Annotated in this window: 18 protein-coding genes; 12 read left to right on the top strand and 6 right to left on the bottom strand. The window is 73.2% G+C overall.

Translation table 11 applies throughout. The features are described 5' to 3' along the window. Positions 1–14: 14 nt before the first annotated feature. The 3 genes from AC068A_RS05105 to AC068A_RS05115 form a co-directional block, all read right to left on the bottom strand. Entirely contained in the window at positions 15–1,637 is a 1,623-nt protein-coding gene (locus tag AC068A_RS05105; RefSeq protein WP_478580910.1) for a PucR family transcriptional regulator, read from the bottom strand. A 98-nt stretch (positions 1,638–1,735) separates the two neighbouring features. Then, a complete protein-coding gene (locus tag AC068A_RS05110) occupies positions 1,736–3,118 on the bottom strand; it encodes an FAD-binding oxidoreductase (RefSeq protein ID WP_478580913.1) in 1,383 nt (460 codons plus the stop codon). A 152-nt stretch (positions 3,119–3,270) separates the two neighbouring features. Beyond that, entirely contained in the window at positions 3,271–5,067 is a 1,797-nt protein-coding gene (locus tag AC068A_RS05115; RefSeq protein ID WP_478580915.1) for a glycoside hydrolase family 15 protein, read from the bottom strand. A 482-nt stretch (positions 5,068–5,549) separates the two neighbouring features. Between AC068A_RS05115 and AC068A_RS05120 the strand changes: the two genes are divergently transcribed. The 12 genes from AC068A_RS05120 to AC068A_RS05175 all read left to right on the top strand — a co-directional run bounded on the left by AC068A_RS05120 (position 5,550) and on the right by AC068A_RS05175 (position 18,901). After that, positions 5,550–7,220: a CTP synthase gene (locus tag AC068A_RS05120; RefSeq protein WP_478581473.1), complete on the top strand. Its 1,671-nt coding sequence runs from the start codon at positions 5,550–5,552 to the stop codon at positions 7,218–7,220. A gap of 75 nt (positions 7,221–7,295) precedes the next feature. Continuing rightward, entirely contained in the window at positions 7,296–7,925 is a 630-nt protein-coding gene (locus AC068A_RS05125) for an NUDIX domain-containing protein (protein ID WP_478580917.1), read from the top strand. A 114-nt stretch (positions 7,926–8,039) separates the two neighbouring features. Beyond that, on the top strand, positions 8,040–10,085 hold the full coding sequence (locus AC068A_RS05130; RefSeq protein ID WP_478580920.1) for a tetratricopeptide repeat protein: 2,046 nt from the start codon (positions 8,040–8,042) through the stop codon (positions 10,083–10,085). 150 nt (positions 10,086–10,235) lie between these two features. After that, positions 10,236–11,351: an alanine dehydrogenase gene (ald, locus tag AC068A_RS05135; protein ID WP_478580923.1), complete on the top strand. Its 1,116-nt coding sequence runs from the start codon at positions 10,236–10,238 to the stop codon at positions 11,349–11,351. Positions 11,352–11,686: 335 nt separating this feature from the next. After that, positions 11,687–12,847, top strand: coding sequence for a ParA family protein (locus tag AC068A_RS05140; protein WP_478580925.1), 1,161 nt, complete (start codon positions 11,687–11,689; stop codon positions 12,845–12,847). Next, positions 12,832–13,344: a hypothetical protein gene (locus tag AC068A_RS05145; protein ID WP_478580928.1), complete on the top strand. Its 513-nt coding sequence runs from the start codon at positions 12,832–12,834 to the stop codon at positions 13,342–13,344. Before AC068A_RS05140 ends, AC068A_RS05145 begins: the two co-directional genes overlap by 16 nt. A gap of 295 nt (positions 13,345–13,639) precedes the next feature. Further along, a complete protein-coding gene (locus tag AC068A_RS05150; protein WP_478580930.1) occupies positions 13,640–14,887 on the top strand; it encodes a segregation and condensation protein A in 1,248 nt (415 codons plus the stop codon). Positions 14,888–14,997: 110 nt separating this feature from the next. Then, positions 14,998–15,600, top strand: a complete 603-nt coding sequence (scpB, locus tag AC068A_RS05155; protein WP_478581475.1) for an SMC-Scp complex subunit ScpB — start codon at positions 14,998–15,000, stop codon at positions 15,598–15,600. Beyond that, positions 15,600–16,787, top strand: a complete 1,188-nt coding sequence (locus tag AC068A_RS05160) for a pseudouridine synthase (RefSeq protein ID WP_478580932.1) — start codon at positions 15,600–15,602, stop codon at positions 16,785–16,787. The genes scpB and AC068A_RS05160 overlap by 1 nt, the downstream gene beginning before the upstream one ends. Positions 16,788–16,947: 160 nt before the next feature. Continuing rightward, the gene (locus AC068A_RS05165) at positions 16,948–17,109 is read left to right on the top strand and encodes a hypothetical protein (RefSeq protein ID WP_478580935.1); all 162 of its coding nucleotides are present in this window, start codon (positions 16,948–16,950) and stop codon (positions 17,107–17,109) included. A 5-nt stretch (positions 17,110–17,114) separates the two neighbouring features. Next, positions 17,115–17,870 carry an NUDIX hydrolase gene (locus AC068A_RS05170; protein WP_478580938.1) on the top strand — a complete coding sequence of 252 codons (756 nt, stop codon included), beginning with the start codon at positions 17,115–17,117 and terminating at the stop codon, positions 17,868–17,870. Continuing rightward, positions 17,867–18,901: an ADP-ribosylglycohydrolase family protein gene (locus AC068A_RS05175; protein ID WP_478580940.1), complete on the top strand. Its 1,035-nt coding sequence runs from the start codon at positions 17,867–17,869 to the stop codon at positions 18,899–18,901. The genes AC068A_RS05170 and AC068A_RS05175 overlap by 4 nt, the downstream gene beginning before the upstream one ends. Before the next feature lie 51 nt (positions 18,902–18,952). Here AC068A_RS05175 and AC068A_RS05180 read toward each other — a convergent pair whose 3' ends face one another. The 3 genes from AC068A_RS05180 to AC068A_RS05190 all read right to left on the bottom strand — a co-directional run bounded on the left by AC068A_RS05180 (position 18,953) and on the right by AC068A_RS05190 (position 20,722). Continuing rightward, a complete protein-coding gene (locus tag AC068A_RS05180) occupies positions 18,953–19,669 on the bottom strand; it encodes a nucleotidyltransferase domain-containing protein (protein WP_478580943.1) in 717 nt (238 codons plus the stop codon). A gap of 66 nt (positions 19,670–19,735) precedes the next feature. Continuing rightward, positions 19,736–20,227 carry a Rieske (2Fe-2S) protein gene (locus tag AC068A_RS05185; RefSeq protein WP_478580945.1) on the bottom strand — a complete coding sequence of 164 codons (492 nt, stop codon included), beginning with the start codon at positions 20,225–20,227 and terminating at the stop codon, positions 19,736–19,738. Positions 20,228–20,380: 153 nt separating this feature from the next. Beyond that, complete coding sequence (locus AC068A_RS05190) at positions 20,381–20,722, bottom strand: DUF952 domain-containing protein (RefSeq protein ID WP_478580947.1); 342 nt, start codon at positions 20,720–20,722, stop codon at positions 20,381–20,383. Between the last annotated feature and the right edge of the window lie 189 nt (positions 20,723–20,911).

Genomic DNA, 20,911 nt, shown 5'->3' on the forward strand with positions numbered 1-20,911 from the left:
GGGCGAGCGGCGCGTCAAGAAGGGACGTGGCGGCGGGCGCGCAGGGCCAGGCTGAGGGAGAGGACCGTCTCCGGGTCGTCGAGATCCGTCCCGAGGAGCTCGGAGATACGCGCCAGCCTGTTGTACAGCGTCTGCCGGTTCAGGTGCAGCTCCCGCGCCGTCTCCGCCTTCCGCCCCGCATGCGCCAGGTACGTCTCCAGCGTGGGCAGCAGCGGCGGCCGGGACGTGGCGTCGTGTGCCCGCAGGGCCCCGATCGCCCGGTCCACGAAGGCCGCCAGGTCGGGGTGCTCCCGCAGCCGCCACAGCAGCAGGTCGATGTCGAGGCGCCGGGCGTCGTACCAGGGCCGGGCGGGTAGCCCGTGGGCGGCGGTGGCGGTCTCGGCCGCATGCCGGAGCCCGGCGGAGACGGCGGCCCAGCCGCCCGCGACGCCGACCACGACCGCGGGCGGGGCCGCGGCCCGGTCCAGGCCGGCCCGTTCCACGCCGGCCCGCAGCGCGGCCGCGACCCGGTCCGCGACGGCGGTCCGCTCGGACTCCGCCCGCAGGGACACCAGCAGCGGCACCCGGCCCTCGACCGGCCGCACCCCGAGCAGCACCGGCACGCCGACCGCGGACAGCTCCTCCAGGACGGCACGCGCGAGCAGGGCCCAGTTCCCCGCCGGGCCGAGGTCCGCCGACAGCCGCATCACGACGGGCAGCAGCGGTCCGGCTCCGGGCCGGAAGCCCAGGACCCGGGCCTGCGCCGGGGCGTCCTCGGCGGAGATCCGCCCTTCGGCCAGGTCGGTGAGGAAGTCGCCGCGGCCGCGGGCGGCGAGTTCCTCCTCCTGCCGGGCCTGCATCAGGACGACGGCGAGCACTCCGGCGGTCCGTTCGGCCGCCATGCGGTGTACGGGCATCAGCGGTGCGGACACCCCGAGGAGCACGAGCCTGGCCCGGACCGAGCCGGTGCCGTGGCCGCCGCCGGGCACGTCGACGACGACGGTGTGGCCCGACGGCCCGGCCTCGCGCTGGCCGCGCAGTCCTTCCCAGACCTGGAGCGGATCGGCGGCCGCGTCCCCGGCCACCGGGCCGGCCCCGTAGAGCAGTTGGCCGTCGGGGGTCTCGAGGAACACGGGGTTGGCGGTGAAATCGGCCAGGATGTGCAGCACCTGGGGGATGCCGCCGCCGCTCAGCAGGGCCTCGGTGCACCGGCGGTGTACTTCCTCGGCGCGCTGGAGCAGCGCGTAGTGGCCGTTGACGATCTCGGTGTGGACCTCCTCCGTCACGGCCACGAAGGGGACCTCGCGGTGGAGTTGGACGAGCGGCAGCCCGGCCGCCCGTGCCGTGTCCACGATGGTCGCCGGGAGGCGGGTGAAGCGCGGTCCGAGTTCCACCACCAGCGCGGCGATGCCCCGGTCGGCCAGCCGCCGCACGAAGGCCCGCTGCTCGGCCGGGCGGGCGCCGAGTCCGAGGCCGGTGGTGAGCAGCAGCTCTCCGCCCTTGAGCAGGGATGCGATGTTCGGTACCTCGCCCGCGTGCACCCAGCGCACGGTCCGGCCCAGACGGTCGGCGCAGGCGACCACCTCCGGCAGCCCGCTGCGCAGCCCGGGCAGCTCCAGTGCCCGCTGAACGGTGATCCCGCCACCCTGGTTGTCCATGCGCCGGACGCTACCGCCCGGTGTGGGCCGGGAACACCTCCGGCCGCTGACGAGTCGCGGCCGTCCCGCGGCCCGCCCGGCAGCCCGCCCGGGACCGGCTACAGCGGTTTGATGTTGTGGTTGAAGCGGAAGACGTTGTCCGGGTCGTACTGCCGTTTCACCTCCGACAGCCGGCGCAGGTTCTCCGCGCCGAGGCCGGCCACGACCCGCTCCGGGCCCTCGTCGCCGGTGAAGTTCAGGCACACCGCGCCCGTGCTCCACGGCCGGGCGTCGGCCCGTACGTCCTGCACCCACTTGACGGCGCGCTCGTCGTCCGCCGGGTCCTCCCAGCTCCCGAACGGGTGCACCATCCACGGCGCGTCCCGGTACGGCACCGGCCACCGGGGCGGGCCGGCGGCGATCGCGCCGCCCTGCGGGAACAGCACCTGTCGGCAGCCGGACGGCACGGGCATGGCGTACGCGCGGGCGCAGAACACGTCGAGCATCTCGTCCGGGATGCCGGTCAGGTACTCGGCCGAGCAGTGGTTGCGCATGCCGGGCGGGCCGTCGAGCAGGCACTGGAAGTCCGCGTACGGCGCCGCCGTGACGATCTCCACCTCGTGCGGGACCGCCAGCAGCGGCGCCGCGAGCTTGCGGACCCCCTCCTCGGGGCCCGCGTACGTCACCACCGCGGCGGCCAGCAGCGTGCCGACCAGGTGCGGCGGCATGAAGTCGTCCGGCGAACCGGTCAGGTAGAGGATGCCCCCGCCCACGTCGTCGGGGCCGTTCTCGATGACCTCCCGGAAGGCACGGGTCAGGGCCGGCCCGTGCTCCGGCAGGGCCAGCAGCAGGGCGAAGGAGAACGCCGGCAGCTCGTGCAGCCGCAGGGTCAGCGAGGTGGCGATGCCGAAGTTCCCGCCGCCGCCGTGCAGTGCCCAGAACAGCTCCGGGTTCTCCTCGGCCGTGGCCTCGACCACCATGCCGTCCGCGGTCACCAGCTCCACGCCCAGCAGGTTGTCGACGGCCAGCCCGAACGTGCGGTCCAGCCAGCCGCTGCCGCCGCCCAGCACGTAGCCGCCGAGGCCCGTGGTGGAGGCGCGGCAGCCCGTCGTGGCCAGGCCGTGCGGCTGGCAGGCCCGGTCCAGGTGGCTCATGGTGGCCCCGCCCTCCGCGCGGACCGCCTGGGCCGCCGGGTGGACGGTCACCGCGTGCATCCGGCGCAGGTCCACGACCACCCCGCCGTCGTTGAGGGCCATCCCGGCGACGCTGTGGCCGCCGCCGCGCACCCCGACGTGCAGGTCCAGGTCCCGGGCGAAGCGGACGGCCGTGACCACGTCCGCGACGCTCTCGCACCGGGCGATGACCGCCGGCCTGCGGTCGATCATCGCGTTGAAGACGCGCCGCGCGTCGTCGTAGCCCGCGTCGCCGGGCGCGAACACGTCGCCGGCCAGATCCTCGCGGAGCGCGGCAAGCGCCGTGCCCGCCTTCGACAGGGGAGCCATGGCCGCCCCTTTCCGCCGGGAGGGCAAAGGACCTTTCCAGCGTAGGCGGGCTGACGGGACCCCACCTCCCGCGAGGTGGGCCCGCGAGGTGGGCCCGCGAGGGGGCCGCCCGCGAGAGGGCCCAGTGAGGCGGGGTCCGCCGCTCCGGCGGGTCAGCCGCCGTACGCGCCGCTCGCCGTCAGGCGCAGGGCCGTGTCGATCAGGGGAACGTGGCTGAACGCCTGCGGGAAGTTGCCGACCTGCCGCCGGAGCCGCGGGTCCCACTCCTCCGCCAGCAGACCCAGGTCGTTGCGCAGGGCCAGCAGCTTCTCGAAGAGGTGGCGGGCCTCGTCGACCCGGCCGATCATCGCCAGGTCGTCGGCCATCCAGAACGAGCAGGCCAGGAAGGCCCCCTCGTCGCCCTCCAAGCCGTCCACACCGGCCTCCTCGCCGGCCGTGGGGTAGCGCAGGATGAACCCGTCGGGCGTGGACAGCTCGCGCTGGATCGCCTCGATGGTGCCGATGACCCGCTTGTCGTCCGGCGGGAGGAAGCCCATCTGCGGGATCAGCAGCAGGGAGGCGTCCAGCTCCCTCGACCCGTACGACTGCGTGAAGGTGTTGCGCTCCTTGTCGTAGCCCTTCTCGCACACGTCCTGGTGGATCTCGTCGCGCAGTTCGCGCCACCGGTCCAGCGGGCCGTCCGCGTCACCGCTCTCGACCAGCTTGATCGTCCGGTCCACTGCCACCCAGGCCATCACCTTCGAGTGCACGAAGTGCCTGCGCGGGCCGCGCACCTCCCAGATGCCCTCGTCGGGCTGGTCCCAGTGCGCCTCCAGGTAGCGGATCAGCTTCAGCTGGAGCACCGAGGCGTAGTCGTTGCGGGCCAGGCCCGTCATGTGGCCGAGGTGCAGGGCCTCGGTGACCTCGCCGTACACGTCCAGCTGGAGCTGGTTGGCGGCCCCGTTGCCGACCCGGACCGGGCGGGAGTCCTCGTAGCCCGGCAGCCAGTCCAGCTCGGTCTCGCCGAGCTCCCGCTCGCCCGCGATCCCGTACATGATCTGGAGGTTCTCCGGGTCCCCGGCCACGGCGCGCAGCAGCCACTCGCGCCAGGCCTGGGCCTCCTCGCGGTAGCCGGTGCGCAGCAGCGAGGAGAGGGTGATCGCCGCGTCCCGGAGCCAGGTGTAGCGGTAGTCCCAGTTCCGGACGCCGCCGATCTCCTCGGGCAGGGAGGTGGTGGGCGCGGCGACGATGCCGCCGGTGGGCCCGTACGTCAGCGCCTTGAGGGTGATCAGGGAGCGGATCACGGCTTCCCGGTAGGGGCCGTGGTAGGTGCAGTGGTCGACCCACTCCCGCCAGAACGCGGTGGTGGCCGTCAGCGCCGCCGCGGCGTCGGGGATCTCCGGCGCGCCGCGGTGCGAGGCCTGCCAGCTGATGCAGAAGGCCACCCGGTCGCCGGGGCCGACGGTGAAGTCGGAGTACGTCGTCAGGTCCTCGCCGTACGTCTGCGCGTCGGTGTCCAGCCAGACCGAGTCGGGGCCGGCGACGGCGACGGTCCGCGCGTCCACCTTGTGCACCCAGGGCACGACCCGCCCGTAGCTGAACCGCATCCGCAGCGCCGAGCGCATCTGCACCCGCCCGCTGACGCCCTCGACGATGCGGATCAGCTGCGGGGCGTGGTCCTCGCGCGGCGGCATGAAGTCGATCACGCGGACGGTGCCGCGCGGGGTGTCCCACTCCGATTCCAGGACCAGCGAGTCGCCCTGGTAGCGGCGGCGGTCGGCGTACGGAGCCCCGGAGCCTGCCGGACCGATCCGCCAGAACCCGTGGTCCTCCGTGCCGAGAAGGCTCGCGAAGACGGCGTGTGAGTCGAACCGTGGCAGGCACAGCCAGTCCACCGACCCGTCCCGGCAGACCAGTGCGGCGGTCTGCGTGTCTCCGATCAGTGCGTAATCCTCGATGCGCCCGGACACGTTGCTTCTCCAGTCGAAACGGCCACGTCCGCCCCGAAGGGCGCTTGCATTGCGCGGTTGCGCGGTCTTCCGTGTGTGGATCCCCGCACTGAGCTCATGATTCCGGATGCGGCCGGGTTACGCCGTCTGCCGGACTGCTCGGCGGCGATGTGCAGCGATATCCGAGCAGGATATGACGGCACCCTAGTGATCTCCTGAAGTCCGGGGACAGTGCCGCTCGTCCAAACGGGTGACCAGGGCGGATGTCGCCCGATCGGCGGTACGCCATGCGGTAGCGGGCGGTCGGGCGGCCCGTCGCGGCGCGTGGCCGGAGGCGGAGCGCCCCGGGCGCTGATAGGCTGGTACCCCGTGGATCGGTGATCTGCCTGTGTGCATCAGGCACCCCGAAACCGCAGCTTCGGCGCCCCCTGAGACCTTCCGGTTCAACGGTGGCCGGCGCCGGACGCACCTCACTTCGCGACCACGGGAGCCCCCTCTTGGCGATGCCGCCCGCTGCTTTTCGAAACAGCACAGCCACGACGACCAAGCACATCTTCGTCACCGGGGGTGTCGCCTCTTCCCTCGGCAAGGGCCTGACCGCCTCCAGCCTGGGCGCGCTCCTCAAGGCGCGGGGTCTGCGGGTCACCATGCAGAAGCTCGACCCGTACCTGAACGTCGACCCGGGCACCATGAACCCGTTCCAGCACGGCGAGGTGTTCGTCACCAACGACGGCGCCGAGACGGACCTGGACATCGGCCACTACGAGCGCTTCCTCGACGTCGACCTCGACGGCTCGGCCAACGTCACCACCGGCCAGGTCTACTCCACCGTCATCGCCAAGGAGCGGCGCGGCGAGTACCTCGGCGACACGGTGCAGGTCATCCCGCACATCACCAACGAGATCAAGCACCGCATCCGCCGCATGGCGACCGAGGACGTCGACGTCGTCATCACCGAGGTCGGCGGCACCGTCGGCGACATCGAGTCCCTGCCGTTCCTGGAGACCGTCCGCCAGGTCCGCCACGAGGTCGGCCGCGACAACGTCTTCGTCGTGCACATCTCGCTGCTGCCCTACATCGGCCCCTCCGGCGAGCTGAAGACCAAGCCGACCCAGCACTCGGTCGCCGCCCTGCGCAACATCGGCATCCAGCCCGACGCGATCGTGCTGCGCGCCGACCGCGACGTCCCCACCTCCATCAAGCGCAAGATTTCCCTGATGTGCGACGTGGACGAGGCGGCCGTCGTCGCGGCCATCGACGCCAAGTCGATCTACGACATCCCGAAGGTGCTGCACACCGAGGGCCTCGACGCGTACGTCGTGCGCAAGCTCGACCTGCCGTTCCGCGACGTCGACTGGACGGTCTGGGAGGACCTCCTCGACCGCGTCCACAACCCCGACCACGAGGTCAAGGTCGCGCTCGTCGGCAAGTACATCGACCTGCCCGACGCCTACCTGTCGGTGACCGAGGCGCTGCGCGCCGGCGGTTTCGCCAACCGCGCCCGCGTCCAGATCAAGTGGGTCACCTCCGACGACTGCAAGACGCCGACCGGCGCCGCCGCCCAGCTGGCCGACGTCGACGCGATCTGCGTCCCCGGCGGCTTCGGCGACCGCGGTGTCGACGGCAAGGTCGGCGCGATCACCTACGCCCGCGAGAACAAGATCCCGCTGCTCGGCCTGTGCCTGGGCCTGCAGTGCGTGGTCATCGAGGCCGCCCGCAACCTGGCCGGCATCCCCGAGGCCAACTCCACCGAGTTCGACTCCTCCACCCCGCACCCGGTCATCTCGACCATGGAGGAGCAGCTCGCCTTCGTCGAGGGCGCCGGCGACCTCGGCGGCACCATGCGCCTGGGCATGTACCCGGCCAAGCTGGCCGAGGGCTCGATCGTCCGCGAGGTCTACGGCGACCAGGCCTACGTGGACGAGCGCCACCGCCACCGCTACGAGGTCAACAACGCCTACCGCGGCGAGCTGGAGAAGAAGGCGGGCGTCGTCTTCTCCGGCACCTCCCCGGACAACAAGCTCGTCGAGTACGTCGAGTACCCGCGCGAGGTGCACCCCTACCTGGTGGCCACGCAGGCCCACCCGGAGCTGCGCTCGCGCCCGACGCGGCCGCACCCGCTCTTCGCCGGCCTGGTGAAGGCCGCGGTGGAGCGCCGCCAGTCGGCGAAGTGACGACCGCATAACGTAGGCGGCCGGGGTACGGGCATCCGCACCCCGGCCGTTTTCGCGTGTGGAGGGTTTCGGGGAATGAACATCAAGGACACGGCCGAGTCGTGGGAGACGCTGTCGAGCCGCCGGCCGTTCGAGGGCCGCAAGACGGCGGTGGTGACGGACGAGGTCCGGATGCCCGACGGCTCCGTGGCCACCCGCGACTACCAGGCGCACCCGGGCTCGGTGTGCGTCCTCGCCCTCGACGAGGAGGGGCGGGTCCTGGTCCTCAAGCAGTACCGGCACCCGGTGCGGTGGAAGCTGTGGGAGCTGCCCGCGGGCCTGCTCGACGTGCCCGGCGAGAACCCGCTGCACGCGGCGCAGCGCGAGCTGTACGAGGAGGCGCACGTCACGGCGGGGGAGTGGCGGGTCCTGGTGGACTTCTTCTCCTCGCCCGGCGGGTCGGACGAGGCGGTGCGGGTCTTCCTCGCCCGCGACCTCGCCGATGCCGAGGGCGAGCGCTTCGAGGTGTCGGAGGAGGAGGCGGACATGGAGCTGTCCCGCGTCCCGCTCGCCGACCTGGTCCGGGGCGTCCTGGCGGGCGAGCTGGGCAACCCGGGCCTGGTGAACGGCGTACTGGCGCTCCAGGCCGCCCTGGCCGCGGAGGGCGGCCTGGACTCCCTGCGCGACCCGCAGGCTCCCTGGCCGGCCCGCCCGTACGAGGCCTGAGCCGCGGCGGCACGTCGCTCCGGGCGGGCCGGGCGGGGCGGATGGGCCGGATGGCGGGATGGCCGGATGGGCCGGACGGAGGGTGGTGTGACCATCGGCTGATCCGGTCGGGCGATGTGCCCGCCGCGCTCCCCACGGGTCGTCGCTCAGCGTGAACTACGCTCGCACCCCGAAGGCAGGGAGAGGAGCGGATCCGTGGCGGATTTCGTCGGGCGGCAGCGTGAGCTGAAGGAGCTGCGCGAGGACATCGCGCGCACGGGGCTCGACACCCTCTCCGGCCGCAAGGCCAAGGCCCCCCGGGCGCGGCTGCTGCTGATCGCCGGGCGCCCCGGCTCCGGCCGCACCGCACTCGCCGAGGCCTTCGTCCGCGAGATCGCCGCCGACTACCCCGACGGCCTGCTCCGGGTCCGGCTGACCTCGCCCGGCGGGCGGCCCATCGCCACCGAACGCGCGCTGCGCACCCTCCTGGAGGGGCTCGGTGAGCCCACCCCGCCCGGCGCGGCCGAGGACGAGCTCAGCTCCGCCCTGCGCACCGCCCTGGCCGGGCGGCGGGCCGTCCTCCTCGTCGACGACGCCTCCGACCCCTACCAGGTCGACGCCCTGCTGCCGGACAATCCGGACTGCCTGGTCGTCCTGACCGCCGAAGGACCCCTCACCGGGATCCCGGACGTCCGCCCCTGCACCCTCGGCGGCCTGGACACCGCCTCCGCCGTCGCGATGCTCGCCCAGCGCATCGGGAACACCCGGATCGCCGTCGACCCGCGCGCCGCCGACAAGCTCGCCGAGGTGTGCAACAGACAGCCGGCCGTGCTCGCCCTCGTCGGCGGATGGCTCGCCGCGCACCCCAAGGCCTCCATCTCCGACACCGCCAAGCAGCTGCACGACATGCCGTCCGACGGGGAGGGCCCGCTCGGCCGCGGCTTCCGGCTCGTCTACGAGTCCCTGCCGCAGCCCGCCCAGCGGACCCTGCGGCTGCTGCCGCTCGCGCCCGCCGGCATCGTCGACTCGAACACCGCCTCCGCCCTCGCCGGCTGCTCCGTGGCCGCCGCCCAGGCCATCCTGGAGGACTTCGCCGGACTGGGCCTCGTACGGCACGGCTCCGACGGCCTGTTCCTGCTGCCCGGCTGCCTCGTCCCGCTGATCCGCCCGCTGCTGGAGACCCGGGAGCGGCCCGCCGAGGTCCAGCTCGCCCGGGCCCGGATGCTGGAGCGCACCGTGCGCCTGCTGCACTCCTGTGAGGTCATGGCCGCCGCGGAGGGGGAGGACGCAGGGGAGCTGCTGGAGGGGCTGCCGCGCGCGCTCCGCTTCCCCGACCGGCGGTCCGCCGCCACCTGGCTCGACAGCCGGCTGCCCGCCCTGTCCGCGGCCGCCCAGCTGGCCGTGGCCGACGGCGGGCTGGACACCCTGGCCCGCCGGCTCGTCGCCGCGCTCGTCCGGGCCCTCGCCGAGCACCGCGGCACCGCGGCGGCCGCGCCCGAGCTGTACGGGCTGCACCGGCTGGTCCTGGACGTGGCCGAGCGCCGCAGCCTGCACCGCGAGCAGGCCGCGGCCCTGCTGAACCTGGCCGACCTGGACGCCGAGACCGGGCGGACCCGGGAGGCCCTCGAGCGCTACCGGGCAGCGCTGGACGCCGGGCGGGCGGCGAACGACCCGTACGCGACCGGCCGGGCGATGGAATCCGTGGGAGGCGCCTACCAGGAGCTCACCGACTGGCACCGGGCGGCCGACTGGTTCGGCCGGGCCCTGTCCCAGGCCCTGGCGCGGGGCGAGCGCGCCGACGAGGCCCGGCTGTACGGGCGGCTCGGCAACGCCCACACCCACGCGGGCCGGTACGGGGACGCCCTGCGCAGCTGGCGCGCCGCAGCCGCGGGCTACCGGAGGCTGGCCGATGTGCCGGGGCAGGCAAAGGCGTTGGGCGAGATGGCGCGAATCCAGGAGTACGCCGGACGGCCCGGGGAATCGCTGCACACCTGCCGCGAGGCGGTCGATCTCGCACGCCGTGCCGGGGACCTGCGCCTTCAGGCGGCGCTCCAGGTGCGCCTCGCCGACACCCTCGACCGGCTGGGCGATCCGGCGGCCGCCCGCCTGCACCGTTCAGCGGCCGACAAGTTGCTGGCAGACGACCCCGCGGCCTGCGAAATCCGCAGTGGTAACGACTGAGATTATTGGTTTGCAAGGCTAGACAGCGCCTCATCCTTCATTAGACTGGCTCCACCACGTCCTCTCGTGGTGCATCCCGTTGCGCGCCTTGTGGACGGGTATGTATGGAAGTGCCCCGAAAATCCCCTGAGCCAAGGACCGTGATCGACGATGAAGGTCGGCATCCCCCGCGAGGTCAAGAACAACGAGTTCCGGGTCGCCATCACGCCCGCCGGCGTGCATGAGCTGGTCCGCAACGGCCACCAGGTCTTCATCGAGCAGAACGCCGGCGCCGGCTCCTCGATCTCCGACGCCGAGTACGTCGCCGCCGGTGCCGAGATCCTCGCCACCGCCGACGAGGTCTGGGCGACCGCGGACCTGCTGCTGAAGGTCAAGGAGCCCATCGCGGAGGAGTACCACCGCCTCCGCAAGGACCAGACCCTCTTCACCTACCTGCACCTGGCGGCCTCCCGCGAGTGCACGGACGCCCTGCTGGAGTCCGGCACCACCGCGATCGCCTACGAGACGGTCGAGCTCGCCAACCGCGCGCTCCCGCTGCTCGCCCCGATGTCCGAGGTCGCGGGCCGCCTGGCCCCGCAGGTCGGCGCCTACCACCTGATGCGCTCGGCCGGCGGCCGCGGCGTGCTCCCCGGCGGCGTCCCCGGCACCCACGCCGGCGAGTGCGTCGTCATCGGCGGCGGCGTCTCCGGCTGGAACGCGGTCCAGATCGCCATCGGCATGGGCTTCCACGTGACCCTGCTCGACAAGGACATCAACAAGCTCCGCGAGGCCGACAAGATTTTCGGCACCAAGGTCAAGACGATCGTCTCCAACGCCTTCGAGCTGGAGAAGGCCGTCGTCGAGGCCGACCTCGTCATCGGCGCTGTGCTGATCCCGGGTGCGAAGGCCCCGAAGCTGGTCACCAACGAGCTCGTCGCCAAGATGAAGCCCGGAAGTGTACTTGTCGACATTGCCATCGACCAGGGCGGCTGCTTCGAGGACTCCCGTCCGACCACCCACGCCGAGCCGACCTTCCAGGTCCACAACTCGGTCTTCTACTGCGTCGCCAACATGCCGGGCGCGGTCCCGAACACCTCCACCTACGCGCTGACCAACGCCACGCTGCCCTACATCGTGCAGCTCGCGAACCTCGGCTGGGTCGAGGCGCTGCGCCGTGACCCCGCGCTGGCGCTGGGCCTCAACACCCATGACGGCAAGGTCGTCTACGGCCCGGTCGCCGAGGCCCACGGCCTGGAGTCCGTCGAGCTCAGCGCCCTTCTCGGCTGACCCGACCACCCCGTCAACGACTGACGTCAATCTCACGTATCCGGCCGGACCTTGCCCGCAAGGTCCGGCCGGACGTGTTTGCGGAAGCCCTGAGTCCGCCGTTTAACTCGCCTCGAACGTAACCCTTTAACCCTTTCGCACACCTGCGAAACTTCACGGAGGCGGGCCGGACACCCTTGACAGAGTGGTGTTCGGATGCCGACACATCGTTGCCGGTCCAGTGGATTGTGTTGCCGCTGAGCGGTGACACGCCATAGAGTCGCCAACCGTCGGCATGGTGCCACGCTGACCTATCGATAAGTGTCCTGGTCACGTCCGAGGAGGTAAGACGACTTGTGAATAAGTCGACATTTACTCCTGGGGGTGGTCGAGCAGGAACGCCTGAGCGAGGCCAGGGCCCGACCGGGCTCGAAGCTGTCGGCTCCGTCGCAGTCCGCACCTTCGCAAACCACCAGCACATGACGACGCCCCAAAAGAGCATGGACGGCCTAGACGTGAACTCCACGGCCGGCGACCACAGCGGCGATTTGCCCATTGGTTTCGCCGACTACGACCAGGTGCCCGAGGGGCACTTCTACGACCCCGACGCGGAGTACGAGCCCGACCCCGAGTACGCGGCCACACTCGCCCCCGACGCTGCCCGCCAGCGCCGCGAGCGGATCGGCCCGACCGGGCGGCCGCTGCCGTATTTCCCGATCCCGGGTCCGCTGACCGACCACGGTCCCGCGAAGATCATCGCGATGTGCAACCAGAAGGGCGGCGTGGGCAAGACCACGTCCACCATCAACCTGGGTGCCGCGCTCGCCGAGTACGGGCGCCGCGTGCTGCTCGTCGACTTCGACCCGCAGGGCGCCCTGTCCGTGGGCCTCGGCGTGAACCCGATGGAACTCGACCTGACGGTCTACAACCTGCTCATGGAGCGGGGCATGTCGGCCGACGAGGTGCTGCTCAAGACGGCGGTCCCCAACATGGACCTGCTGCCGAGCAACATCGACCTGTCCGCTGCCGAGGTGCAGCTGGTCAGCGAGGTCGCGCGCGAGTCGACGCTCCAGCGGGCGCTGAAGCCGCTGATGAACGACTACGACTACATCGTCATCGACTGCCAGCCCTCGCTGGGCCTCCTGACGGTCAATGCCCTGACGGCGGCTCACAAGGTCATCGTCCCGCTGGAGTGCGAGTTCTTCGCGCTGCGCGGTGTGGCCCTGCTGACCGAGACCATCGAGAAGGTGCAGGAGCGGCTCAACCCCGAGCTGGAGCTCGACGGCATCCTCGCCACGATGTACGACTCCCGCACGGTGCACAGCCGCGAGGTACTGGCGCGCGTCGTCGAGGCCTTCGACGACCACGTCTACCACACGGTCATCGGCCGTACGGTGCGCTTCCCGGAGACCACGGTCGCCGGCGAGCCGATCACCACGTACGCCTCGAACTCCGTCGGCGCCGCCGCCTACCGCCAGTTGGCCAGGGAGGTGCTCGCCCGGTGTCACGCCGAGTGAGTCTGCCCGGAGCCGACGAACTCTTCCGTACGACCGGGGGGACGGCGCTGCAGTCGTCCTCGCCGAAGCGGGGCGGCGAGGAGGCGCCGGAGGCCCCGCCGGAACACTCGGCGGCCTCGGGGCAGGCCCCCGCCCCGTCGGGGGAGGGCCGCGGCCGGGAGGCGGCGGCCGGCACAGAGCGCACGGACCCCGTGGTGGGAGCCCCGCGGCGGCCGCAGGAAGGTTCTGCCACCCCGCCCGCCCGGCGCGGCAAGACCCCGGGCCGGACGGCGAGCCGCCGGCCCAGCGGGCGTGAACGGCACGACGAGAAGATCACGGTCTACGTCTCCGCCGAGGAGCTGATGGACCTGGAACACGCCCGCCTGGTGCTCCGCGGCGAACACGGCCTCGCGGTGGACCGCGGCCGCATCGTCCGCGAGGCGGTGGCGGTCGTCCTGGCGGACCTGGAATCCCGCGGCGACGCGAGCATCCTGGTCCGCCGCCTCCGCGGCCGCTGACCCCCGCCGGCCCGCCTCCGCCCCGACCCCTGAACCCCTCCCGGCCCGCCGCCCGGCCCCGTGCCGCCCCCGGGGGCGCTGTTGGCCCGGCGCACCGCCACCCCTTCCGGCCCGCACGCCACGCCACGTCCCGTCCCGGCCCGGCGACCACTCTGCCCGGCGGCGGCGCCGCCAGCGGCCCTGCGCGCGGGCCGGCTCCGGGGGCGCGGGGCGGGTCCGGCGGACGCGGAAGCCGCGGTTCGTGGGAGCCTTGGGTGGCCGATCGGCCCGACCTTCCGTACCACCCTGGACCGCGATGCCCTCTCCCGCCGAACCCGGCCGCCCGTCCCGCCGGACCCTGGGCCGCGGCCCGGGCGCGCCCGTCGCGCCCGTCGCACCCGTCGCGCCCGTGCGGCCGCAGGCGGCCGCCGAGCGGCCTGCGCCCGCCGAGGCGCCCTCGGACACCGGCGGCGCCCCCGAGCCCGCTCAGGTGGCCCCTGAGGCGCCTGCGGCGGTACCGGAGGGCACGCGTGGGGACCGCGGGACGCGGGAGGCGTCCGTGGCGGTCCTTCCGGAGCCCGTCGAGACGGCCGTGCCTGCCCGAGCTCCCGAGGGGACCGGGGCGGCGAAGCCGGCGGCACCTGGCGGAGCTCCCGTGGCGGCGGCGTCCGGCAGGGCGGGCGGGCCTGCGGGTGCCGACCCCAGGCCGGCCGAAGAGGTGCCGGGGAGTGCACCGGGAGGGCGGGGCGGAGCGCCGGCGCAGGTCGGCGACGGGCGGTTCACCCTGCGGCTCGACAACTTCGAGGGCCCCTTCGACCTGCTGCTCCAGCTGATCTCCCGGCACAAGCTCGACGTCACCGAGGTCGCCCTCTCCAAGGTCACCGACGAGTTCATGGCGCACATCCGCGCCATGGGCCCGGACTGGGACCTCGACCAGACCACCGAGTTCCTGGTCGTCGCCGCGACCCTGCTCGACCTCAAGGCCGCCCGGCTGCTGCCCGCCGCCGAGGTCGAGGACGAGGCCGACCTCGCCCTCCTCGAGGCCCGAGACCTGCTCTTCGCGCGACTGCTCCAGTACCGCGCGTACAAGCAGATCGCCGCGATCCTGCAGGAGCGGAACGAGGCCGAGGGCAAGCGCTACCCCCGCACCGTCGGCCTGGAGCCCCACCACGCCGAGCTCCTGCCCGAGGTCGTCATCGGCATCGGCACCGAGGGGTTCGCCCGCCTCGCGGTGCAGGCCATGCAGCCCAAGGCCAAGCCGCAGGTCTACGTGGACCACATCCACGCGCCGCTCGTCAGCGTGCGCGAGCAGGCGGCGGTGGTGGTCGCGCTCCTCAAGGCGCGCGGCACGGCCACCTTCCAGGACCTCACCGAGGACACCGATGACACCCTCACCGTCGTCGCCCGCTTCCTCGCCCTGCTGGAGCTGTACCGCGAGAAGGCGGTGGTCCTCGACCAGGAGGAGGCCCTGCGGACCCTCACCGTCCGCTGGACCGGCGGGGACGGCGACGGCATGCCCGTCGTGACGGACGAGTTCGACCGGCCCGTGGACGTCACGGAATGAGTACGCGGAATGAGCGCATGAGCCACGACAGCAGAGACGACAGCAGGGACGACGGCAGAGACGGCAGCGGCAGCGACGAGGGCTTCGACCCCGCCGCCGGTGTGGCCGGGATGCCGCTGAAGCCCGCCCTCGAGGCCGTCCTCATGGTCGTGGACGAGCCCGCGACCGAGGCGCACCTGGCGAAGGTCCTCGACCGCACCCCGCGCGAGGTGGCCGACGCCCTGCGCGAGCTCGCCGACGAGTACACCGTCCAGCAGCGCGGCTTCGAGCTGCGGCTCGTCGCCGGCGGCTGGCGGTTCTACACCCGCCCCCGGTACGCGGCCGCCGTCGAGCGGTTCGTCCTGGACGGGCAGCAGGCCCGCCTGACGCAGGCCGCCCTGGAGACCCTGGCCGTGGTCGCGTACCGGCAGCCGGTCAGCCGCTCGCGGGTCTCCGCGGTGCGCGGAGTGAACTGCGACGGGGTCATGCGGACGCTGCTCCAGCGGGGTCTGGTGGCCGAGGCGGGCACGGAACCCGAAACAGGTGCGATCCTGTACAGGACGACGAACTACTTTCTGGAGCGGATGGGCCTGCGCGGCCTGGACGAGCTCCCGGAGCTCGCGCCCTTCCTCCCCGAGGCGGGCGCGATCGAAGCCGAGACGCAGGAAGGTGTTCCGTCGTTCGATCCGGACGCACCGGACACCGAAGAAGACGACAAGACGACGGAACTTTGATGCGAAGCAGCGGCAACGGCAACGGCGGCAACCGGAACACGGGCGGCGGAGGCAACCGCAGGAGCGGCGACGGACGCGGGCGCGGCAACTACCGCGGCGCCGGCAACGCGCGCGACGACCAGGCGGGCGGCGCGCCGCAGCGTCCGCGCCGTCCGCGCCCGGAGGAGCGCCGCTACGACGTCGGCCCCGAGGGCGAGCGCACCCGCGGCGCCCGCGGCGCGGCCGCGCGCGGCGGTGCCAAGGGCAGCCCGAAGAAGCCCGCGGGCTCGGGCGGCCAGCGCGGCCAGGGCGGCTACGGCGGCCAGGGCGGCTACGGCGGCCAGGGCGGCGGCGCCCGGCGCGGTGAGGCCGGCTACGGCGGCCCGTCCCGGTCGCGCGAGTTCGAGGCCCGGATCGAGGAGCGGGTACGCGACCGGTACGCCGACAAGCCGGTGATCCGGACCCCGAAGACCTTCCCGGGCGCCGAGCAGGAGGGCGAGCGGCTGCAGAAGGTGCTCGCCCGGGCGGGCATGGGCTCGCGGCGCGCCTGCGAGGAGCTGATCGAGCAGGCCCGTGTCGAGGTCAACGGCGAGATCGTCACGGAGCAGGGCAAGCGCGTCCTGCCGAAGGACGAGATCAAGGTGGACGGCCTGACCGTCGCCACCCAGTCGTACCTGTTCTTCGTGCTGAACAAGCCGGTCGGCGTCGTCTCCACCATGGAGGACCCGGACGGCCGGCAGTGCCTGGGCGACTACGTCACCAACCGCGAGACCCGGCTCTTCCACGTGGGCCGGCTCGACACGGAGACCGAGGGCGTCATCCTCCTCACCAACCACGGTGAGCTGGCCCACCGCCTCACGCACCCGAAGTACGGCGTGAAGAAGACGTACGTCGCCGCCATCACCGGCCCGCTGCCGCGCGACATCGGCAAGCGGCTCAAGGACGGCATCGAGCTGGAGGACGGCTGGGCGCGCGCCGACCACTTCCGCGTCATCGACCAGGTCGGCAAGAACTACATGGTCGAGGTGACCCTCCACGAGGGCCGCAAGCACATCGTCCGCCGGATGCTGGCGGAGGCCGGCTTCCCGGTCGAGAAGCTCGTCCGGACCGCCTTCGGCCCGATCGAGCTGGGCGACCAGAAGTCGGGCTGGCTGCGCCGCCTGAGCAACACCGAGGTCGGCATGCTGATGCGCGAGGTCGGCCTGTAGGACATCGGCCTGTACGCCGGTCCGCAGGACCGGCCCCCCGGCCCGTCCGCAACGGAGCCCGTAGTGCCCTGTGGCACTGCGGGCTTTTTGCTTGCCCGGCACCCCCGAGGCTGTTTATAGTCAGACTGACCATTAAGAGAGTGAGGGGGGTGGTGCTCTCGTGAGGTGGACCGAGGTGCTCGGGGCGCTGTGCGTCGCCGGGCCGGTCGGCCGGCGGCGCACGCTGACGGGCGCGGGCGACCTGCGAACGGCGATCACGGCGGTCGATGAACTCCTCGCCGGGGGCCGGCACTTCACCGGCCCGCTCCAGGAAAGGCGCTGACGACGATGGCGGACTCGGAGCCGGACTACGACCCGCATGCCTTCGCCCCCTTCGCGGTGACGGTCGACCTGGCCGTCTTCACCGTCCGCGACGGCGCCCTCCACGTCCTGCTGATCCGGCGCGGGCAGGACCCGTACGCGGGCGCCTGGGCGCTCCCCGGCGGCTTCCTCCTGCCCCGCGAGTCCGCGGAGACGGCGGCCCGCCGCGAACTGGCCGAGGAGACCGGCCTGCCGGAGGCGCTGGTCGCCGCCCTCCACCTGGAGCAGCTGCGCACGTACAGCGAACCGGACCGCGACCCCCGGATGCGGGTCGTGTCGGTGGCCTTCACCGCCCTCGTCCCGGGCCTGCCGGAGCCGGCCGCGGAAGGCGGCGGCGACGCGGACCGCGCCCGGTGGGTGCCGGTCGGGGAGACCGGGCCGCTGGCCTTCGACCACGCGGCGATCCTCGCCGACGCCCGCTCCCGGGTCGGCGCCAAGCTGGAGTACACCTGCCTGGCCACCGCCTTCTGCCCGCCCGAATTCACCCTCGGCGAGCTCCAGTCCGTCTACGAGACGGTCTGGGACACCGCCCTCGACCGCCCCAACTTCCGCCGCAAGGTCCTGGCCACCCCCGGCTTCGTCGAGGCCGTGCCGGGAGCCGCCCGGCTCACCGGAGGCCGCGGCAAACCGGCCGCCCTCTACCGGGCCGGCCCGGCCACCGCCCTGCACCCCCCGCTGCTCCGCCCCACGCCCACGCCCACGGAAGGAACCCCGACGACATGACGAAGACGGCGACGAAGCGAGCAGCGACGGGCTCCCTCCTGGGTCTGGCCCTCGGGGACGCGCTGGGCTTCCCGACGGAGTTCAACGACGTCCCGTCGATCCTGGCGAAGACCGGCCCGTGGCGGCAGATGCGCCTGCCCCGCCCGGCGATCGTCACGGACGACACCCAGATGACCCTGGCCCTCGCCCGCGGCATCCGCACGGCCACGGACCGCGGCCCGCTGACCCCGCTCCGGCTCACCCGCCCGGTGCGGGAGGAATTCGTCGACTGGTACCAGTCCCCGGAGAACAACCGCGCCCCCGGCAACACCTGCCTGCGGGCGTGCAGCCTCCTGAAGGACCCGGCCCGGGACTGGCGGGACGCCAGCCAGATCGGCTCCAAGGGCTGCGGGGCGAACATGCGCGTGGCCCCGATCGGCCTCGTCCCCGGCTGGACGGAGGAGGAGCGCGCCGGCGCCGCCCAGCTCCAGTCGGCCCTGACCCACGGCCACCCCACGGCGCTGGCTGCCTCGGACCTGACGGCCCGCGCGGTCCGGCTGCTGGCCCAGGGAACGGAGGTCACGGGCCTGGTCGGCCTGCTCCGGTCGTACGCCCTGGACAACCGCACCCGCTACCACGAGCGCTGGCTCGGCGACCTCTGGATGCGCACGGCCTCGGACGCCACCCCGCAGTCCTTCATCGCCCGCGGCTGGGACGAATGCCTGTCCGCCCTGGACCGCCTGACAGCAGCCCTGCGCACCCCCTCCCCGGAAACGGACCCCTGCCTCACCACGGGCGAAGGCTGGATCGCGGAGGAAGCCCTGGCGACGGCCCTCCAGTGCTTCCTCCTCTTCCCGGACGAGCCCCTGACCGCCCTGCGCCGCGCCGCCTGCACCGCGGGCGACTCGGACTCGATCGCCTGCCTGGCCGGCGCCTTCGCCGGCGCCCACCTCGGCGCCGAAGCCTGGCCCGAGGACTGGACGTCGGTCATCGAATACCGCGGGGACCTCCTCACCCACGCCGCCCTCTGGGACACCGCAGCGGAAGCGTGAAAGCGTGAAACACACCTGCGCCGGTCTCGACTGCCGGCTCGGCCCGTGTGTTCAGACCGCGGCGCCGGCCCGGCGGGTGTGGGTGAGGAAGGACTCCACTCGGGCGCGGTCGGGGCATTCCCGCAGGGGGGTGGTGCTCAGGGCCGCGTCGCACGCTTCGGTGAGGCGGGTCATCCACGACTCCGCCTCGGGCCAGGTCAGTTCGCCGCGTTTCAGGGCGAGGAGGCGGTCGCGGTGCGGGGTGGCGTCGATCGTCAGGCGGCCCGAGCGGAGCAGGTCGCGGCAGGACAGCAGCAGCCGCACCACGTGCATGGCGTGCTTCCAGCGCGGGGCGCCGTGGGTGCGGACGTCCGCCCGGAGCTTCGCCTGCTGGGAGGCCGCGTACCGGGTGAAGGTGGCGTGGGCCCGGCGGGAGAGGAACGCCTCGCGGAGCGAGAGGAGCTCCTCCCCGACCGGGGTGAGGGTCTCCACCAGGGGGGAGTGCAGGGCCTCCAGGATGTTCGGGTTGGCACGCAGGGCGAGTTCGCAGAAGCGCTCCAGCTCCCAGCTGAACTCCTCCTCCCGCGGACCCTCCACATGGGTCGGCGGCTTCTCGAAGCGCCAGAACAGCGGCGTCGGGGCGAGGTAGACGCCGCGCCGGTCGGTGTCGCTCGCCTCCGTCGCCAGGCCGAACGCCCGGGAGCCCATCACGCACGCGTAGATCGTGTGGTCGCGTACCAGGGCGTGGTGGTCCGGGGCTGCGGCGGGGGGTGTCGGTGCGGCGGTCATTCCGGGAGCGTACGCACCCGTACGGCCGCCTCGCGAAGGGATTACGGGGCAGGGCGGACCAGCGGGTCAGGCCAGGGAGATGTCGCCCGACGGGGAGACCGTGATGTTCTGCCGGGTCAGCGGGCGGGTCGCCGGGCCGTGCACCACGGCGCCGTCCGTCATGTCGTACTTGCTGCCGTGGCAGGGGCAGTCGATCGTGCCGTTCGCCACCTTGTTCACGAGGCAGCCCTGATGCGTGCACACCGCCGTGAAACAGCGGAAGGTCCCGGCCGACGGCTGGGTGACCACCAGCTTCTTGGCCGTGATGACGGTGCCGCCGCCCACCGGCACCGCCGACGCCTTCACGAGCGTCTTCGACGCGTCGCCGCCCGTCGTGGGCGACGCCGCGGGCGTGCCCGCGGGGGAGGGGGAGAGGGCCGCGGGGGATTCGCCCTTCGGCGGGGTCTCGGCGGACTCCTTGGTGTCGCCGCCGCAGCCGGTGAGCGCGCCGCCGGACAGAGCGGCGGCGGCTCCGGCCGCCAGAACGGTGCGTCGGGCGGTGTGCTGGGGGTTGCTCATGCGCTGCTCCTCGTTCATGGCCGCGGCGGGGCCGCCCGGTCGCCGGGCCGCCCGGTCGCCGAGTCGCCCGGTCGCCGGGGCCGCCGGGTGCGGGGTTCGCGAGGAGCATCCTGGCGTGCGGCGGGCCCGGGTACAGCCCGCCGCGCCGCCGGTTCAGGAACCCGGCTCCCACGGGGCCAGCTCCGCCGGGGCGCCGGCCCGGCGGACCACCTCCCAGACGCGGATCACGGCCGCCCGGTCCAGCGGGCCGTGGACGTGGGGGTAGCGGGCGCCCGACTCACCCTCCCGGCTCACCTCCGAGGTCAGGGCCCGTTCGTCCAGCTCGACGGCCAGGAGCGGCCCCGGGACGTCCCGGTAGTGCGCGTCCGCGATCCCGAGCGCCGTCGGACGGTCCGCGGAGCAGTGCACGAACCCCTCGGAGTCGAGGGAGGGCGGGGCGTAGGGGAGCTCGGGTGCGGCGGTCCAGTCGGCGAGCGGGACGATGTGGAAGATCATGCCGATCGTTGTACCGCAGCCCGCGTGCGTCGTCGGTGATGCGGCTCCGCCCGGCGTGGGCGCCCGGTGCCCTTGCGGCCCGTGCCCCTGCGGCCAGGCGGCGCTGCGGCCAGGCCGCCTTGCCGCCCGGCGCCGTTCCGTTCCGCTTTCCGGTGGGGCGCGGCCGCTGGCTAGGCTGGTCCTGACGTG

It is taken from the genome of Streptomyces sp. NPDC043854 (assembly GCF_056436005.1).

Bases quoted from the DNA above. Each gene is read 5' to 3' on its own strand.
- AC068A_RS05160 (WP_478580932.1), top strand. From the start codon at position 15,600: ATGCGAAGCAGCGGCAACGGCAACGGCGGCAACCGGAACACGGGCGGC.
- AC068A_RS05130 (WP_478580920.1), top strand. From the start codon at position 8,040: ATGTGCCCGCCGCGCTCCCCACGGGTCGTCGCTCAGCGTGAACTACGC.
- AC068A_RS05170 (WP_478580938.1), top strand. From the start codon at position 17,115: ATGGCGGACTCGGAGCCGGACTACGACCCGCATGCCTTCGCCCCCTTC.
- AC068A_RS05150 (WP_478580930.1), top strand. From the start codon at position 13,640: ATGCCCTCTCCCGCCGAACCCGGCCGCCCGTCCCGCCGGACCCTGGGC.
- AC068A_RS05175 (WP_478580940.1), top strand. From the start codon at position 17,867: ATGACGAAGACGGCGACGAAGCGAGCAGCGACGGGCTCCCTCCTGGGT.
- AC068A_RS05110 (WP_478580913.1), bottom strand. From the start codon at position 3,118: ATGGCTCCCCTGTCGAAGGCGGGCACGGCGCTTGCCGCGCTCCGCGAG.
- ald (WP_478580923.1), top strand. From the start codon at position 10,236: ATGAAGGTCGGCATCCCCCGCGAGGTCAAGAACAACGAGTTCCGGGTC.
- AC068A_RS05120 (WP_478581473.1), top strand. From the start codon at position 5,550: ATGCCGCCCGCTGCTTTTCGAAACAGCACAGCCACGACGACCAAGCAC.
- AC068A_RS05180 (WP_478580943.1), bottom strand. From the start codon at position 19,669: ATGACCGCCGCACCGACACCCCCCGCCGCAGCCCCGGACCACCACGCC.
- AC068A_RS05185 (WP_478580945.1), bottom strand. From the start codon at position 20,227: ATGAGCAACCCCCAGCACACCGCCCGACGCACCGTTCTGGCGGCCGGA.
- AC068A_RS05105 (WP_478580910.1), bottom strand. From the start codon at position 1,637: ATGGACAACCAGGGTGGCGGGATCACCGTTCAGCGGGCACTGGAGCTG.
- scpB (WP_478581475.1), top strand. From the start codon at position 14,998: ATGCCGCTGAAGCCCGCCCTCGAGGCCGTCCTCATGGTCGTGGACGAG.
- AC068A_RS05125 (WP_478580917.1), top strand. From the start codon at position 7,296: ATGAACATCAAGGACACGGCCGAGTCGTGGGAGACGCTGTCGAGCCGC.
- AC068A_RS05190 (WP_478580947.1), bottom strand. From the start codon at position 20,722: ATGATCTTCCACATCGTCCCGCTCGCCGACTGGACCGCCGCACCCGAG.